We start from the raw sequence: 14,978 nt of genomic DNA, 5'->3' as shown, positions 1-14,978 counted from the left end.
GCCAGCGCCACCTCCGCCCGCAGCAGTACCAGCAGCAGCGCCCGCCGGGCCCGGTCGCCGCCGTCGTCGGTCGCAGGCAGGGGCGCGCTCCGGGCCAGCCGGTCGCGCCGGGCCCGTGCCAGGTCGAGGGCGGTCGCACTCAGCGCGCCGCCCAGCACCGGGACGGCTGCGGCGAGGGTGCTGGGCACGACCGGGGCGCCGCCCCGGACCGTCACGGCGGCCACGACCGCCACGGCCACCGCGAGCAGGCCGATCCCGGTCACCAGACCGGCCGGGGTCCGCGAGCGCTGGATCAGCCGTTGGGTGCCAAGCGCCAGCGCGAGCGTCACCCACGGGACGGCCCCGATCCTCAGCAGCTCGCCCAGCTCGGGCACCAGCCCGGTCAGCAGGGTCAGCGCGGCCACCACCCCGGTCGTCACCACCGGCGGCAGCGTGCGCCACCAGCCGACCGCGGTGCCCGCGAGCTGCAGCAGGAGCAGGGTGAGGACCGCTGGCACCGCCGACGGCGCGGCGAGTGACCCGACCACGCCTCCGCCGACGGCGGCCACCGCCAGCACGAGCACCGCCACCGACCCGTCCCACCGCAGTCCACCTGGCACGTGTCGAGCCTAGGCAAGGAGCACCCCGCCGCGCGTGGGTGGACGGCCGATGGTTCAGTGGGCCGCATGTCCCGCAGCGTCGACCGCTCCGTCCTGGGTGCCTGGCTGCTCAAGGCCAACCCGGTGGTGTGGGACCTCCGTGCCTTCCTCGCCACGGGCGAGCGTCGGTTGACCTCCTGGTCGGTGCGTCCGGGTTACCGCGCCGATCTGATGGCGGCCGGTGACCGGGCGCTGTTCTGGTTGTCCGGCGACGGCCGCGACGGGCTGGTCCGCGGGATCTGGGCCGACGGCCGGGTGACCGGCCCGGCCGAGCCCTGGGTCGAGGAGGAGGTCGGGCACTGGCGCCGGCCCGAGGACGCCGCGCGGGTGCGCTGCCGGGTGCCGGTCGACCTGGAGCTCTTCGACGCGCCGGTGGCCCACGCCGAGCTCCGCGCCGTCGGGGTGAACGACCTGGAGGTGCAGCGTCAGCCGTTCGGGCCCAATCCGTCCTGGGTGTCGCGGGACCAGCTCACCCGGATCGAGCTGCTGCTGGGCTGACGTCCCCCCGACTCACCCGGGATCGGGGGCCACGCCGCGGGTGGGCCACCAGAAGGCGTTGCGGGTGAGGAAGGCCAGCGCGGGGACGAGCAGGGTCCGGACCACCAGCGTGTCCAGCAGGACGCCGAGGCAGACGATCACCCCGACCTGGGTCAGCGCCACCACCGGGAGCACGCCGAGCACGGCGAAGACCGCTGCCAGCAGCACGCCGGCGCTGGTGATCACGCCGCCGGTGCTGCCGAGCGCGGTGATCATCCCCTCCCGCGCGCCGACCCGCGCCCGTTCCTCCCGGGCCCGGGAGGTGAGGAAGATGTTGTAGTCCACGCCCAGCGCGATGAGGAACAGGAAGGCGTAGAGGGTGACGTTGGCGTCCAGCGCCGGGAAGTCCCAGACGGTGCTGAACAGCCAGGTGCCGGCACCGAGGCTGGCGAAGAACGTCCCCAGCACGCTGGCGATCAGGAGCACCGGAGCCAGCGCGGAGCGCAGCAGCACCAGCAGCACCAGCGCCACCACACCGAGAATCAGCGGCACAACCAGCCGCAGGTCGTCCTCGGCGGCATCGAGGGTGTCCAGCGCGGTGGCGTCGGACCCTCCGACCAGGCTCCCCGCCAGCGCGGGGTCGTCGGCCAGGGTGGCACGCAGCGAGCGCACGACCTCGAAGGCCTGCTCGCTCTGCGGGGCCGCCGACGTCGTCACCGTCAACCGGGTGAGGTCCTCGTGCTCGGCGCCCGGTCGCACCGATTCCACGCCCTCCACGGCCTGGACGCGCTCGGTCGCCGTCGGGACGTCCTCGCTGGGCACGAGGACGTCCACACCCCCGGACAGCCCGGCGCTGAAGGAGCGGTCCAGCACCCGCTGGGCCTGCACCGACTCGGGGTCGCCGGTCAGCTGCTCGGTCTGCGACAGCCCGACCCGGTAGCCGCCGAGCCCCAGGGCGAGCACCGCGATCCCCACCACGGCGGCCGCAACCACCAGGACGGGGCGCCGGGCCACCCCCCGCCCCAGCCGCTCCCAGGCCCCGGCCCGCCGCTCCTCGCCGTCGGACTGCACCCGCGGCACGAACGGCCAGAACAGCCCGCGCCCGCAGACCACCAGCGCGGCGGGGAGCACCAGCAGCGCGAACACCATCGCGATCCCCACCCCGAGGGCGCAGGCCAGGCCGAGCGCCCGGTTCCCCTGCAGCGACGCCAGCAGCAGGGTCAGCAGGCTGAGCGCGACGGTGCCGCCGCTGGCCGCGATGGCCGGTCCGGCGCTGCGGACGGCGGTCAGCATCGCCGCGTGCCGATCGGTCTGGCTGGTCAGCTCCTCGCGGTAGCGGGCCACCAGCAGCAGTGCGTAGTTCGTGCCGGCCCCGAAGACCAGCACCGAGAGGATGCCGGAGATGGAGGCGTCCACCGGGAGCCCGGCCAGCTCGGCCAGCGGGGCCACCACCACCCGGGCGAGCCCGTCGGCGGTCCCCACCACGGCCAGCGGCACCAGCCACAGCAGCGGGCTGCGGTAGGTGACGATGAGCAGCACGGCCACCACCCCCACGGTGACCAGCAGCAGCCTCAGGTCGGCGCCGGCGAAGGCGCTGGAGACGTCGTCGGAGAAGCCGATCGGTCCGGTGAGCGCCGAGCGGAGCCCTTCGGGCAGGTCCTCCGCCGCCAGCGACCGGAAGCGGTCCGCGGTACCGGCCAGGTCGGCCTCGACGTCCGCGCCGTCCACCGGGACCACCACCAGGGCCGCGGTCCGGTCCTCGCTGAGCTGGGGCCGGACGGCCTCGGGGGTGGGCGACTCCGCCGCCAGCGCCTCCGCCCGCGCGGCGACCGCCGCCTCGTCCTCGTCGGTCAGCGGGTCCCCGCCGCGCTCGAAGACCAGCAGGGCGGCGCTCACGTCGGCGTCGGGGAACTCCTCCAGCAGGGCCTCCACCTGCGCGGACTGGGTCTCGGCCGGCAGGCCCGCGGAGGGGAAGGCGTCGCTCTCCACGCTCGGCACGAGCACGAAGAGGGCCACGCTGGCGACCACCGCCAGACCCAGCACGACCCAGGCCCCGACCCGTCCGACCAGCGCACGCAGCACGCGACCCACCCCACGTCTCGGTAACTAAAACTTTTGATTATCTACCGGTTTAGCATGACCCACATGTCCACTGCGCACAAGGCCGGCACCGACGGGCCGGCGATCGCCGCCAGGGTGCGGCGCGTGCAGGTGATCTCCGACAAGGTGCAGCGCCAGCTCGCGCGGCTGCTGGAGGTCAACCCCACCGACCTGACGGCGATGGAGCACCTGCTGGAGAACGGTCCGATGACGGCCAGCGAGCTGGCGGGACGCATGCAGATGTCGACCGCGGCCACGACGCACGTCATCGACCGGCTCAGCCGGGCCGGGCACGTCCGGCGCGCGGCGCACCCGTCGGACCGCCGCAAGGTCCGGGTGGAGACGGAGCCGGAGGCGGTGGAGCGGGCGATGGTCGAGCTGCGGCCGATCATCGCCGGCGTGGTGCAGGTGGCCTCGTCCCGCAGCGCGGAGGAGCGGGCGGTGATCGCCTCGTTCCTCGACGACGTCGCGGGGTTCTACGCCTCGTTGCTGGAGGAGCCGGAGCGCTGAGCTCAGAGGCCGTCGAGGCCCTCGACGACCGTCTCGGCGCGCCGCCGGCGTCCCAGGTAGTCGTGCCAGACCAGCCGGGCGACGGTGGAGCGGTGCGGCACCCAGTCGCGGGCGACGTCGACCAGTGCCTCGCCGGTGAGCGGTCCGGGGGCGCCGACCACCTCGCCGCAGCCGACCTGCAGGGCCCGGTCGCCGACCGGCCACTCGTCGGGGAACCCGCGGCAGGCCAGCAGCCAGACGTCGGCCGTCCACGGTCCGATGCCGCGGACCGCCAGCAGGGCACGGCGGCAGGCGTCGCGGTCGCCGGTGACCACCGCCGCCCAGTCCACCGTGCCGTCGAGGACGCCGCGGGCCAGGTCGGCGACGTAGCCGGCCTTCTGCCGGGTCAGGCCACAGCCCCGCAGCGCGTCGAGGTCGTGGGGTGCCACCGCCTCGGGGGTGACGGCGCCGGCCAGCGCGCGGAGCCGGTCGAAGGTGGCCTTGCCCGAGGCGAGCGAGACCTGCTGCTCCAGCACCAGCAGCACCAGGGTGGCGAAGCTGGCCGGTCGGCTCCAGAAGCCGGGACGTCCGAACCGGTCGACCACCGCGGCCAGCCGGGCGTCGGCGTCGACCACCAGGTCGAGGGTGGCCGCGAACCGCTCGGCGTCCAGCGTGCCGTCGTCCGGGGGAGGAGGGGAGTCCGGTTCGGGCGGGCGCACCCCGGCACTCTGCCACGCCCGCGGAGGCCGTCGCGGCGGGTGGGCAGCGGTACAGTGCACGCCCGTGGCACTCACCATCGGAATCGTCGGCCTGCCCAACGCCGGCAAGTCGACCCTGTTCAACGCGCTGACCCGCAACGAGGTGCTGGCGGCGAACTACCCGTTCGCCACCATCGAGCCGAACGTGGGTGTGGTGGGCGTGCCGGACCCGCGGCTGCCGGTGCTGGCCGAGATGTTCGGCTCGGCCGAGATCATCCCCGCCACCGTCTCCTTCGTCGACATCGCCGGCATCGTCAAGGGCGCCAGCCAGGGCGAGGGGATGGGCAACGCGTTCCTCTCCCACATCCGTGAGGCCGACGCGATCTGCCAGGTGACCCGGGTGTTCCGCGACCCCGACGTCACCCACGTCGACGGCGCGGTCGACCCCGGCAACGACATCGAGACCATCACCACCGAGCTGGTGCTGGCCGACATCCAGACGCTGGAGAAGGCGGTGCCGCGGCTGCAGAAGGAGTCGCGGATGAACAAGGACCGCGCCGCCGTGCTGGAGGCCGTGCAGCAGGCGCTGGAGGTGCTCAACGAGGGCCGCACCGTCTTCCAGGCCGGGCTCGACCGCGAGCCGCTGCGCGAGTTCTTCCTGCTCAGCGCCAAGCCGTTCCTCTACGTCTTCAACTGCGACTCCGAGGAGCTGGCCGACGAGGCGCTGCTGCAGCGGATGCGCGAGCTGGTGGCCCCGGCCGAGGCGATCTTCCTCGACGCCAAGATCGAGTCCGAGCTGGCCCAGATGGAGCCCGAGGACGCCGCGGAGTTCCTCGCCGACCTCGGCGTGGAGGAGCCCGGCCTGGACCACCTGGCCCGGGTCGGCTACCAGACGCTCGGGCTGCAGTCCTACCTGACCGCCGGCCCGAAGGAGGCCCGCGGCTGGACGATCAAGGTCGGCGCGACCGCCCCGGAGGCGGCCGGCGTCATCCACACCGACTTCCAGAAGGGCTTCATCAAGGCCGAGATCGTCTCCTTCGACGACCTCGTCGCCGCCGGCTCGATGGCCGCGGCGAAGGCGGCCGGCAAGGTCCGGCTGGAGGGCAAGGACTACGTGATGGCCGACGGCGACGTGGTGGAGTTCCGCTTCAACGTGTGACCCCGCACCAGTTGCCTGCGTCAAGCCAGGTCGTGCGGTCCTTGAGGGTCATTTCGCTCTCAGCACACCGGGTGCTTAAAGAGGTTCAGAAGGCCCGCGGCCTAGTTGCAGTTACTCAGTCCTGCGCTTCGGACTCCTGTCTACCGCCAACTCCTGATTGCTGTCCTTCAGCGACTACCCGGTGTGTTCGCCAGATGTTGCGGGCCGCGCGGTAGACCTCCAATAGACGGTCGGGAATCTGCTTGGGCCAGGTGGCGTGGATCTGGCGCTCACCCCACCCGAAGGTGACGACGGTTCGTTGACCGGCATACGCCTTTAGGACGTCCTCGCGGAGGTATAGCAGATGACCGCTGAAGCCCGGCGGTGCGCTGAAGCTCATGGCTGCCGGACGGCCTGCAGCATCGACCTGATCGAACCCGGCGGCGACAGAAAGTAGGCCCGAATGCTGGGAGATTCGTTGGCTTGGGACGTACGCGAACGCTTGGTTCTCCGAACTGTGGTGCCCCTCCCACGCGAACGTGTGAGCAAGCGACTCGAACTCAAGCACTTGCGGTGCGGTCGCCGCAAGGTATGCGGCGTCCTGGGCCTTGGTGTCGGCTAGGAGGTGAGTGTCGCTCCCCACCTCCGCGGGTTCCTTAGTCGTCTCGTATGGGAGCTTCAATGATTCGTAGCTCAGCGCCCCCTCGTCCGCTTGATCCTCGTCGTGCATCCAGATGTGGTCGATGTAGGGGTCTTCGCCATAGTGGGGGTCTTGCCACCCGTCGTCCTCGTCGCGCGCCATAGGGCGCACTCCCGTGCCTGCGATGTCGTCACCCGAGGTCGCCATTCGCTTGTGCCATGGGATTTCGCCGGCGAAGAGATAGTACGCCGTGGGGAGCTCGATCAGTTCACGCCCGGGGTGGTCCTTCGCCTCCCAGTGCCGCACGAATGCTTCAAGGTCGCCAGGCGCGATCGCGACGGCATTGAATAGGCCGTACGCCTCGCGCCCCGTGCGCTCGTCCTTTGCGTCGATCTCCGCGTGGATGAGTACCCAGGGCCCCGCAACGCCCGCTAAGGTTTGGGAGCACAGAAGATTGTCGGGAACATTGACGATGCCCCGGATAAGCCACCTTTGGTCATCAACAGGTGTCGGACGTACCCAGGTTGGAATCTGAAGTGGTAGACGAGGCGGGGCCTCCGGGAAGGTTGGGTCGATATCGACCGCGAGGCCGTAGACACGGTCCCCACGTGCGTTCAGCATCCCGGCTACCAAGTACAGCCCGATCCAATTGTACTTCTTCCCGTACCGCTCGACGCGGTTGGGGCTTCTGTCTGTGTTCTGGCGAGCGATCGCGTTGTCTACCGACGAGAACTCGCTCTTGCGCCAGCCGAGGCCGTAGGCCACTCCGAGGACTTGGTCGGTCGCCGAGCGGTGGCCCTCGTGTTCGAAGTCGTAGTTGGCGCGGTCGTCGAATAGCCGTCCGAGGGTGTAGTTCCTGAAGTCTATGTGCATGGTGCGTTCGACCTCGTCACGTCGCTCGTCACCTTCGGAAAGGGGGTCGGGGAGCGCGCCCTCAGCGAACTCGATCCCGTCGGCCGCCGCCGCGGGGACCGCGGCCGGGTAGTGGATTCGTCCGAACTCGACTATACCGGCGATGTAGTACCGGATCAGCCGGTGGTACGTGGGCGAAGTAGCTGCGTCTCCTGCGGTGGCAGCGACGATGGCTTCGAGGTATGCCCCGAGGCGATTCTCGAACTCGGCGTCTGGCAGTTGGTGCGCAGTGGTCACGCCGTACGCGGCAGCGGTAGCTCGTTCGCCGACGTACGGGTCGTTGATCTCCAACGCGCTTGCGGCGAGCTCGAAGAGCGAGGCGGCGTCACCGCGTCCGAACCAGTACAGGGCGGCTGTCGCTGCATCGCGGAGATCTCGCACTGTGCTACTGAGCATCCACATAAACCAACACGCTCGCAGCTGGTCAGCTTCCGTTCGGTCGGTGGTTTCTCGCCACCGCATGATCCACGATCGGAGGTCTTCCAAGGCGCGTACATCTGTTCCGGCGTCTGGGCGCAGGTAAGGCTGGGTCGAACTGCGGAGCCATTCGGTCCAGGTCAGGTCGCGCTTGGCCACGCTCAGCGACCGCAGAACGTGGTCAGTGAAAGTCGCATTGAACGGGTGGTTCGGAACAGCACGAACGGACCGGAGCCGCGGCCAGAAGTCTGGCCGTCGCGACAGGCCCGTAAGGTTCTGTTCCCAGGCTGTCACTGTTGCTGCGTTGATCTCATCGGGCTCGAGTTCGGTCGTCCGAAGGAGCGCAGCGTCGAGCAGCGCGTCTTGGACGTGCTCCCAAAGGTGGCCGAGACCGCGTTGCGGTAGCACAAAGACCAGGGCGTCGAAAATGTCGACGGCCAAGGGGTGGGCTCCGGCCGCCTCGCCGGCGAACTTGGCTTCAACCTCGAGTGTGCTGAGCGAAGTCGCGAACAGCGCGCCGCTGGTGTCGGCCATGGCCGAAGCGATGACGTGGCCGGCGAGGAGGTCGTAGACGACCGTGACGATTAGCCCTTCTGAACGGCCGACCGCCTCGGGGGCGCCCGGAGTATCGCGCGTCTGGTTGACCTCTCGGACTGTTTGGCGGATGAGGACGCCTTCTTCCTGTAGGGCATTGAGGATGCTGTCACCCCAGAGTCGGCGGTTGTCGCCGAAGATCTCCTTCACCCGCGTTTCGCTGACCTCTCGGGAATTGGTATGCCACATCTCGACGCCGAGCGCCTGCAGGGCATTGTGAACATCTGTAGCTCGGATACGGGAATCACTGAGGGCCTCGATACGGTCGGCGGCGTCGGCGAGATACCTTTCGAACATCGCGTTTAACGCCGGAGCCCGGCCGACGAGTCGAACACGATGCTCTCGAGTCGGGTTTGTGACCGAGCAGAAGATCCGTAACGTAATCGGGTGGTCGAAACGCTCGAAAGGCAGGTCGACGCCGCTAGCGTCAATGTTGAAGTGATCGAAGTACTTCTCGACCGCCTGGTCGACGTCTTCACCGAATCCGTCGAGAGCTACGGAGTCGGTCAGTGACGTGGGGACGGCTCGGTCAATGAAGGCCGACCGAACCGTGCACACGAGGAGGACCGACGGGTAGTCCTCGAGCAGGACCTGGGCGCGCTCGAGGAGCGCCTGCCATTGGCGTGGGTCCTCGGCCTCGTTGAGGCCGTCGATGATGAGGGGGAGGCGGCACTGAGCGCGCGCGGCGGCCGCATCGACAGATGCCAGCAGGGCCTCAAAGGTCTCGATCTTCTTCCCATTGACGGACATCCGTTGTGCGAGGTCGTCGAGGTCGTCTCGGCTCCGCAGATGACGTCCGAAGAGCAGCACGCCAGCCGGGCGGAATTCGGTGGAACTAGCCAAGTTGGCTGCGAGCTGGGTTTTCCCGTAGCCAGCGCCACCGGTGACGATGACGCGTCGGACCGCGAGTTCACCGAAGACACTCTTGGCTAGAGCGGCGGCGTCGCGGGTATGTGCAACCAAGTTGGTGCACGGGAGCGCCGCCGGATGGTTGGCAGCGCGAAGCTTGCGAAGGACCGGGGGGACCGGGTTCGGTGCGTCCGGGACGTTGGCTTCGCCCAAATCACGCCAGGTGTGGTCACCGCCTGGGGCGAGGTGCTCGTGCGCATGCGCAAGGAGTTGCCGGATGGTTTCGGCAGTTGCAAGCAGCGCATCCAGGTCCGCCTGTACCGATGCGTCAAGAGCCGTTGCCGCAACGTCGCTCTCGATAATTGCCGTAAGAGTGGTGATTTCGGTCCCAACCACCTTGAGGTGCTCCCACGCGCCGGGCTCCGCGAGCATGCGCCGAAGAGTTACCTCGGCTGAGCTGGTCTGGTGCACTTCGGGGAACCAGCGTTCCCGCACGTCGGCGAGAGCGAGTTCCTTCAGCGCCTCCAGGCGGTTCGGAACCAGTACTAAGTCGCCGAAGTACGTCTGGCGGAAAAGTTCGGCGTCCCCGGTGAGTAGGTTGGCAAGCTCCTCTGCGACCTGGTGATCGAGCCTGAATGGCGCACTCGTACTGAGTCCGTCCCACCAGGGTTCGTCGGTCGGCGCGAGCGGACGGCGCGTGCACAGAACCCAGTCGGTAAGCCCGGGTATGTGGATTTTCGTCTTATCGAGCGAGTCCTGCACGTCCTCTTTCCGACCCGCGCCGATGGTCCGACCCCGCAGATCAGGCCACCACTTGGTCTGCCAGCCGAACCAGTCCCCGGCATTCCCGAGCGAACAGTCACGTTCGAGCTTGAGATGGAACTCGACACCCGGCTGCTGAGATCGCGCCTGGAACCGTCCGTATCTGGCGTAATTGTGACGCACCGCCCCACGCCACAAAAGTTCGAAGTTTGCGGCGCGGTCCCCGGGCAAATTTTCGAACCGGCTCCAGTCGAGCGCTGTCACGAGGCGGCGCTCACAGTGGGGCCGTCAATGCGTCGTCCAGCAGATGTAAAGAGCACTACTGCCCTCCCAGCCCGGTGCTGTGTTCGTGCATGGAGTACATTTCGACTTTGGCACCACGGGCGAGGAGTACCTTGATAAAGGCGATCACGTCGATCTCGTCAGTCTGAATGATGACGTCGGAGCCGTCCACCTTGATGTCGACGTCGTATAAGAACTGCTCGACGTCGGCGTAGCCGAAACTGTGAATCTGCACCTTGCTCAGCACGGCGAGGACTTCATCGCTGAACATGCGAAGGGGCTCGCCGTACTCCAGGCGTCCGGCCTCCTGCTCTGCCTGTGCCGCTCCGGTCAGGACTTTGATGGCCTCGACTGTCGACTTCGCTTCGTCGGCGCCCGCGAAGTGCCCTACAAGTTTGAGGTTCATGGAGTGCTCAGACCCATAGCCGTGCCAGATTTTCATGCCGCCTCCATTCGTGCGAGCTGCTCGAAGGCAGCGATAACGCTGTCGCCAACTCGTATGCCACTCGGTGCGTACGACGAGGTGCGAGCCGTTCCACTCGCGTCGATGTGTGCGTATGAGCGGAGGCCCGTCTCCCTGGGCAGTGCGTCCGCCGTCGGGACGCCCAGCTCAGCCTCGGCCGACGCGGCGAGCCGTACTGGACCTGTATACGCGCTAACCCAGTTCTGCAGGACACGTAGCGTTCCCTTACTGGCGCCGGCCGTGCTGGCGGTCCGCTGCTCCGGGAGCAGGAGAAGTTCGGAAGCTCCATGTTCCGCGGCGACAGCGACGATGGCGTCGAGGTCTCCCACAGTGTCTTCATTTATTACGGTATTCATGCCCCAGCGGAAGGTGCCTGCGATCGCTTCCAAGGCCGCCCGCAGTTGGGTGAAGCTCCGCCCGCGGAGGCGCTCGTATGTGCTTCCGACCCCGTCGACGCTAACCCGGACGAAGTTCACAGTGCCTCGAAGACGCGAGATCAAGTCGGCGTTCCAACGGAGGCCGTGGGTCGTCATGGTTACCGCGAGGTCGGTGTTGCTAGCTGCGTGTGCGCAGACTTCGGGGAGGTGTCGGTACAGAGTCGGCTCTCCACCGCCAAACCCAATGCCAAGGGCTCCAGCTTCGTCAAGTTCGTCGATCCATCTGAGCAACTGGCTCTTCTCGAGGGCCGCGCGGTGCTTGGGGGCATAGCAGTAGGAGCACGCCAGGTTGCACGCGTTGGTCACCGCAATTGAGACTTGGCGTGGCGCAGCCGACCACGATCGCTCAGCTGGCTGGACCTCGTCGAGGAGGACGTTCAGGCCGGTCTGCCGGTCGAAGAGGTGCACACCGTCGGGCCCGAGGCGGATCTTCATGCACGTCTCCTGTAAGCGTTGACTGGGATCGACAAGCCGATGCCGCCAGCCTAGAGACAATCGTGCATCATGTCCTGGTTTCACCTCGGTGGCCTCCAGACAAACCTGTTGTTCGATTGGCAAGGTCAATCCGTCGCCCATGGGCTATCTAGCGACCTTCGTTCCCGCAGTCGAGGAACGAACCGAGCCCACGCTGTCGGCGTGGCGCGACCGAGGCAGTTCGACGAGGACGCGGTGCTGGGCGCGGTCTGCGACCAGTTCTGGGACGCGGGTACGCGGCGACGTCGCTGCAGAACCTGGTGCGGGTGAGCGGTCTGGGCAAGGGCAGCCTCTACGCCACCTTCGGGGGCAAGCATGAGCTCTTCCTCCGGGCGCTGCGGCGCTACGTGGACGCGCTCGACGCCGCGCTGCGGGAGAGCTTCGCCTCCGCCCCGCGCGCGGTCGACGCCCTGCGCGACTACCTGATGATGCCGGTCGGCGACCCAGCCGGGGCGGCCGCGCGGCGCGGCTGCTTCCTCGCCAACAGCACCGAGTTAGCCGCGGCGGACCCGGTCCTGGCGACGGAGGCCGGCCGGGCGTACGAGAGCATCACAGCGCTGCTGCGCGAGTGTGTCGTGCGAGCTCAGGAGGAGGGCGGCCTGTCCACCCAGCGTGACCCGACAGAGACCGCGCGGGCGCTGCTCGCCGCGTGGCAGGACCCGACCTTCATCGGGCGTAGCGGGATGGACGTAAAGACGCTGGCCCCAACCGCGCGCTCCCTCGTCGCCCAGCTCCTCCAGGCACCGGATTCCGTTTCCGCGGGCGGCTGATCGCGCGACCGTCCGTGCCGCTCCTCAGAGCGCAGCGTCGATCCGCGGGTCGCGGGCGATCGCCACGCCGAGCGCTCCGGGGATCAGCCCGGCTGGCGCGGGTCTGATCCGCTCGAGGCCGAGCTGCTCGACGAGCGCGGTCACCTTCTCGAAGACGCCGGGCTCCTGGCGCTCGTGGCCGGTGGCGACCCAGGAGCAGCCGTGCTCGGCGTCCACGCCGCCGTGGAGCCGGATCAGCCGCACCAGCTCGGCGACCTGCGCCTCTTGCGTCATCTGCTGCCCTTCTGCGCCGCTTGCCACGCCCCCAGGCTGATCCACCGATCAGCGTCGTCTCCGCACGCGTCACCGCTTCACCAGGAGGCTGATGACCGTGCTGACGAAGGCACGTGTTCTGCGCCTCGCGCAGACCCGTCGTGCCCTGCCTGGGGCGTCCACGATCATCCAACGTCTGAGGCTGCCAGGAACAGGGGGGGTGACCTCGGCACCGCTCGGTCGGGATGATGGCCGCATGCTCGCTGGACTTGCACAGGTGGCCGGATCCGCGCTGCGCGGCTTCTTCTCTCTGCTCCGGCGCGTCCGTCATCCGCGCCCAATACACTCGCGCGGGCTGGTGCTGACGGGGCAGGCCACCCCGATCCGCGAGGCGGGGCCGTCAGGCATCAGCTGGATCGACGACCTCCGGGGAGAGCCGCTCGAGGTGACCGCGCGGCTGTCCCGAGGAGTCGGGCTGCCCGATGAACTGCCAGACGTGCTCGGCCTCGCGTTGCGATTCCACGCCGACGACGGTCGGCACGCGGATGTGCTGCTCGCGTCGACGGGCACCGGGTTCCCGTTCCGGTTCGTCCTCGTGCCCCGGCGCTCGGCGACGGGCACGACGTTCGGGAGTCTCCTGCCGTACCGCTCGCCACGGGGACCGGTGCTGATCTGTGCCCGGAGCGTCCCCTCGCGTGTGCTCCCGGCGGAGCTCGGCGCTCTGCGGCGGTCGCTCCAGGAGCAGCCGTGGCAGGTCCGGCTGTATCACGCGGCACCGACCCGCATGTGGCGTCCCTTCGCGCAGGTGCTGCTTCGGCCTGCTGCCGAGGTGGACTCGGCAGAGCTTCGTTTCGATCCGGTGGGGCATCCGCTCCCCGGGTCCACCACCTACCCCTGGGTGCGCAGAGTGCGCGAGCCGAGCTACCGCGCCGCACAGCGCGTGATCTCCGAGTAGGTCAGGGGCGGCGTACCCCTGCATCGCGGACTGCGTGAGGTTGATCGTGGAGCCGGATCAGCCGCACCAGCTCGGCGACCTGGGCGTCCTGCGTCACCTACTGCTCTCCTGCGCCGCTTCCCACGCCTCCAGGTACTCCCGTCCCAGCCGCAGCCGCACGTAGCGGTCGTTTCCGTCGAATGCTCTCGTCAGCGCCTCGCGCGTGGGCTCGACCAGCGTGAGCCGCTCGCTCAGGACGCTGCTGACAGACACCCCGCCCGGCAGCACCACGCCGAAGCCCCAGCTGGTGCCCGAGCCGTAGTCGTCCTGCGCGCCCGTGACCACGAAGGCGTCGTAGAGGACGAAGGTGACCGCTCGCTCGACCGCGGGAAGCCCCTGGGGTCTGCCGAGGCGGCACCGGCTCTGCCGCGGGCCGACGTGCTCGCGGACGAGCCGCGCCATCCCCACCGCGTCCATGCGCCTCAGGCTTCCGGCTCGTCGGGCGTGGGGTGGACGACCTCGGTGGTCGGCGTGCGCCCCGATGCCTCGCCCGTCCGTGACGGTGGTCGGGCTGCGGGTCGGAGCATGCGGCCAATCTGGCAGGCCCGGCCGGCTGAGCTCGGGTGCAGCCGTCCACCTGGAGGGTGGGAGGGGTCCGCACGACGACCGAGCAGGGAGGATGCTGAGCACGACCCCGACGGAGGACAGGCATGGCACCGAGACAGTTCATCTTCCGCGCCGGCGAGGGAGAGCAGCAGCGGTCCCCGGACGGCGCGCAGGCAGCCTACGAGGCGTTCCAGGCGTATGCCGACGAGCACGCGGACGCCGAGAGCATCCGCATCGAGGACGAGGCGACGGGTGAGGCGCTGGTGCTGCTGCTGACGCGAGGCGCCGTCGCCCGCACGAGAGCGGTCGCGGGATCCGCCGAGCCGCACACGGAGTACTGCGCGGTCGCCAGGCGCAACCTGTACGGGCGGTTCGTGATGCGGTTCCTCGAGGACGGCTACGCCGGGGTCGACCACTCCGGGCTGTGGCTCCGCGAGCTCGCCGACCTCGACGCCTCACCAGAGGAGCAGGGCGAGCGGCGGGCCGCGGCGGTGTCGACGGAGCGCGAAGCCCTCGACGAGGTGCTGCGGATGTGGAGCGACTCGGGCTACGTCGACCCGACCGACCAGTACTACGTCTTCTTCGACACGCACACGCTGGAGATGTCGCGGGCCGAGCGCGCCGAGCTGCTGGCGCTGGTCGAGCGCCTCGGTCTCGAACGCGCCGACCCGCCCGCTGGCGCGGCGAGCGGCGAGGTGTGGGTGCGCAAGGACGAGCGCCTCGAGGCCGAGCTCGAGCAGTGGTCGTGAGGCCAGCGGCTGTCAGGACGCCGGTGCGCGCCCAGCACCGCGAGCAGCGGCTGGCTGGCGTTCACCCCCGTGCCTAAGCCCACCCCGACCGCGCCCACCAGTAGCCACACCGGCGTGCGGGCGAGCAGGCGTCTGGCGGAGTCATCCGCGGGCGCGCCCCGTCGAGGTGCGCGGTACCGGTGGGGGTCGACGTCATGGTGGTTCCCCGCGGGCAGGGCACCCGTCGGTCAGGCCGCGAACTCGGGCAGGAGCGCCAGCGTCCGCTCCGCGAGGCTGTCGAGAGAGTTCCTCGTCTCG

Annotated in this window: 14 protein-coding genes; 6 read left to right on the top strand and 8 right to left on the bottom strand. The window is 69.3% G+C overall.

All coding sequences use genetic code 11. From position 1 onward, the window contains the following. The coding region (locus DVA66_RS07770) for a hypothetical protein (RefSeq protein ID WP_198671577.1) at positions 1–599 on the bottom strand (599 nt) is incomplete at its 3' end. A gap of 66 nt (positions 600–665) precedes the next feature. On the opposite strand from DVA66_RS07770, the gene DVA66_RS07765 reads away from it, so the two are divergent. Then, on the top strand, positions 666–1,136 hold the full coding sequence (locus DVA66_RS07765; protein WP_114559563.1) for an EVE domain-containing protein: 471 nt from the start codon (positions 666–668) through the stop codon (positions 1,134–1,136). A gap of 12 nt (positions 1,137–1,148) precedes the next feature. Here the strand turns inward: DVA66_RS07765 and DVA66_RS07760 are convergent, their stop codons facing one another. Continuing rightward, positions 1,149–3,197, bottom strand: coding sequence for an MMPL family transporter (locus tag DVA66_RS07760; protein WP_198671576.1), 2,049 nt, complete (start codon positions 3,195–3,197; stop codon positions 1,149–1,151). 63 nt (positions 3,198–3,260) lie between these two features. On the opposite strand from DVA66_RS07760, the gene DVA66_RS07755 reads away from it, so the two are divergent. Next, on the top strand, positions 3,261–3,725 hold the full coding sequence (locus tag DVA66_RS07755) for a MarR family winged helix-turn-helix transcriptional regulator (protein WP_157973898.1): 465 nt from the start codon (positions 3,261–3,263) through the stop codon (positions 3,723–3,725). Positions 3,726–3,727: 2 nt separating this feature from the next. Here DVA66_RS07755 and DVA66_RS07750 read toward each other — a convergent pair whose 3' ends face one another. Continuing rightward, positions 3,728–4,423 (bottom strand): DNA-3-methyladenine glycosylase family protein, encoded by a 696-nt coding sequence (locus DVA66_RS07750; RefSeq protein WP_114559560.1) that lies wholly within the window; start codon positions 4,421–4,423, stop codon positions 3,728–3,730. 64 nt (positions 4,424–4,487) lie between these two features. Between DVA66_RS07750 and ychF the strand changes: the two genes are divergently transcribed. Then, positions 4,488–5,561 (top strand): redox-regulated ATPase YchF, encoded by a 1,074-nt coding sequence (ychF, locus tag DVA66_RS07745; RefSeq protein ID WP_114559559.1) that lies wholly within the window; start codon positions 4,488–4,490, stop codon positions 5,559–5,561. A gap of 115 nt (positions 5,562–5,676) precedes the next feature. On the opposite strand, the gene DVA66_RS07740 is transcribed toward ychF, so the two are convergent. Genes DVA66_RS07740 through DVA66_RS07730 form a run of 3 tightly spaced genes read right to left on the bottom strand, consistent with a single transcriptional unit; the run spans position 5,677 to position 11,331 of the window. Further along, the gene (locus DVA66_RS07740; protein ID WP_157973897.1) at positions 5,677–9,978 is read right to left on the bottom strand and encodes an NACHT domain-containing protein; all 4,302 of its coding nucleotides are present in this window, start codon (positions 9,976–9,978) and stop codon (positions 5,677–5,679) included. 55 nt (positions 9,979–10,033) lie between these two features. Further along, positions 10,034–10,438 (bottom strand): DUF6375 family protein, encoded by a 405-nt coding sequence (locus DVA66_RS07735; protein ID WP_114559557.1) that lies wholly within the window; start codon positions 10,436–10,438, stop codon positions 10,034–10,036. After that, a complete protein-coding gene (locus DVA66_RS07730) occupies positions 10,435–11,331 on the bottom strand; it encodes a radical SAM protein (RefSeq protein WP_114559556.1) in 897 nt (298 codons plus the stop codon). Before DVA66_RS07730 ends, DVA66_RS07735 begins: the two co-directional genes overlap by 4 nt. A gap of 248 nt (positions 11,332–11,579) precedes the next feature. Between DVA66_RS07730 and DVA66_RS07725 the strand changes: the two genes are divergently transcribed. After that, entirely contained in the window at positions 11,580–12,140 is a 561-nt protein-coding gene (locus DVA66_RS07725; RefSeq protein ID WP_456297809.1) for a TetR/AcrR family transcriptional regulator, read from the top strand. Positions 12,141–12,164: 24 nt separating this feature from the next. Here DVA66_RS07725 and DVA66_RS07720 read toward each other — a convergent pair whose 3' ends face one another. Continuing rightward, complete coding sequence (locus DVA66_RS07720) at positions 12,165–12,413, bottom strand: P-loop NTPase family protein (protein ID WP_114559555.1); 249 nt, start codon at positions 12,411–12,413, stop codon at positions 12,165–12,167. Positions 12,414–12,504: 91 nt separating this feature from the next. Between DVA66_RS07720 and DVA66_RS07715 the strand changes: the two genes are divergently transcribed. Further along, positions 12,505–13,347: a catalase family protein gene (locus DVA66_RS07715; protein ID WP_157973896.1), complete on the top strand. Its 843-nt coding sequence runs from the start codon at positions 12,505–12,507 to the stop codon at positions 13,345–13,347. A 93-nt stretch (positions 13,348–13,440) separates the two neighbouring features. On the opposite strand, the gene DVA66_RS07710 is transcribed toward DVA66_RS07715, so the two are convergent. Next, on the bottom strand, positions 13,441–13,803 hold the full coding sequence (locus tag DVA66_RS07710) for a hypothetical protein (RefSeq protein ID WP_114559553.1): 363 nt from the start codon (positions 13,801–13,803) through the stop codon (positions 13,441–13,443). A gap of 233 nt (positions 13,804–14,036) precedes the next feature. Here DVA66_RS07710 and DVA66_RS07705 point away from each other — a divergent pair, with 233 nt between their 5' ends. After that, positions 14,037–14,681: a DUF6357 family protein gene (locus DVA66_RS07705; RefSeq protein WP_114559552.1), complete on the top strand. Its 645-nt coding sequence runs from the start codon at positions 14,037–14,039 to the stop codon at positions 14,679–14,681. Positions 14,682–14,978: the final 297 nt, after the last annotated feature.

Source organism: Desertihabitans aurantiacus (assembly GCF_003344635.1).
Classification (GTDB): Bacteria; Actinomycetota; Actinomycetes; order Propionibacteriales; family Propionibacteriaceae; genus Desertihabitans; species Desertihabitans aurantiacus.
This window is presented reverse-complemented; position numbering and strand designations above follow the sequence as displayed.

Excerpts from the sequence above, each read along its gene's own strand:
- DVA66_RS07720 (WP_114559555.1), bottom strand. The coding sequence starts at position 12,413 with ATGACGCAAGAGGCGCAGGTCGCCGAGCTGGTGCGGCTGATCCGGCTC.
- DVA66_RS07710 (WP_114559553.1), bottom strand. The coding sequence starts at position 13,803 with ATGGACGCGGTGGGGATGGCGCGGCTCGTCCGCGAGCACGTCGGCCCG.
- DVA66_RS07735 (WP_114559557.1), bottom strand. The coding sequence starts at position 10,438 with ATGAAAATCTGGCACGGCTATGGGTCTGAGCACTCCATGAACCTCAAA.
- DVA66_RS07715 (WP_157973896.1), top strand. The coding sequence starts at position 12,505 with ATGACCGTGCTGACGAAGGCACGTGTTCTGCGCCTCGCGCAGACCCGT.
- DVA66_RS07765 (WP_114559563.1), top strand. The coding sequence starts at position 666 with ATGTCCCGCAGCGTCGACCGCTCCGTCCTGGGTGCCTGGCTGCTCAAG.
- DVA66_RS07705 (WP_114559552.1), top strand. The coding sequence starts at position 14,037 with ATGGCACCGAGACAGTTCATCTTCCGCGCCGGCGAGGGAGAGCAGCAG.
- DVA66_RS07755 (WP_157973898.1), top strand. The coding sequence starts at position 3,261 with ATGTCCACTGCGCACAAGGCCGGCACCGACGGGCCGGCGATCGCCGCC.
- DVA66_RS07730 (WP_114559556.1), bottom strand. The coding sequence starts at position 11,331 with ATGAAGATCCGCCTCGGGCCCGACGGTGTGCACCTCTTCGACCGGCAG.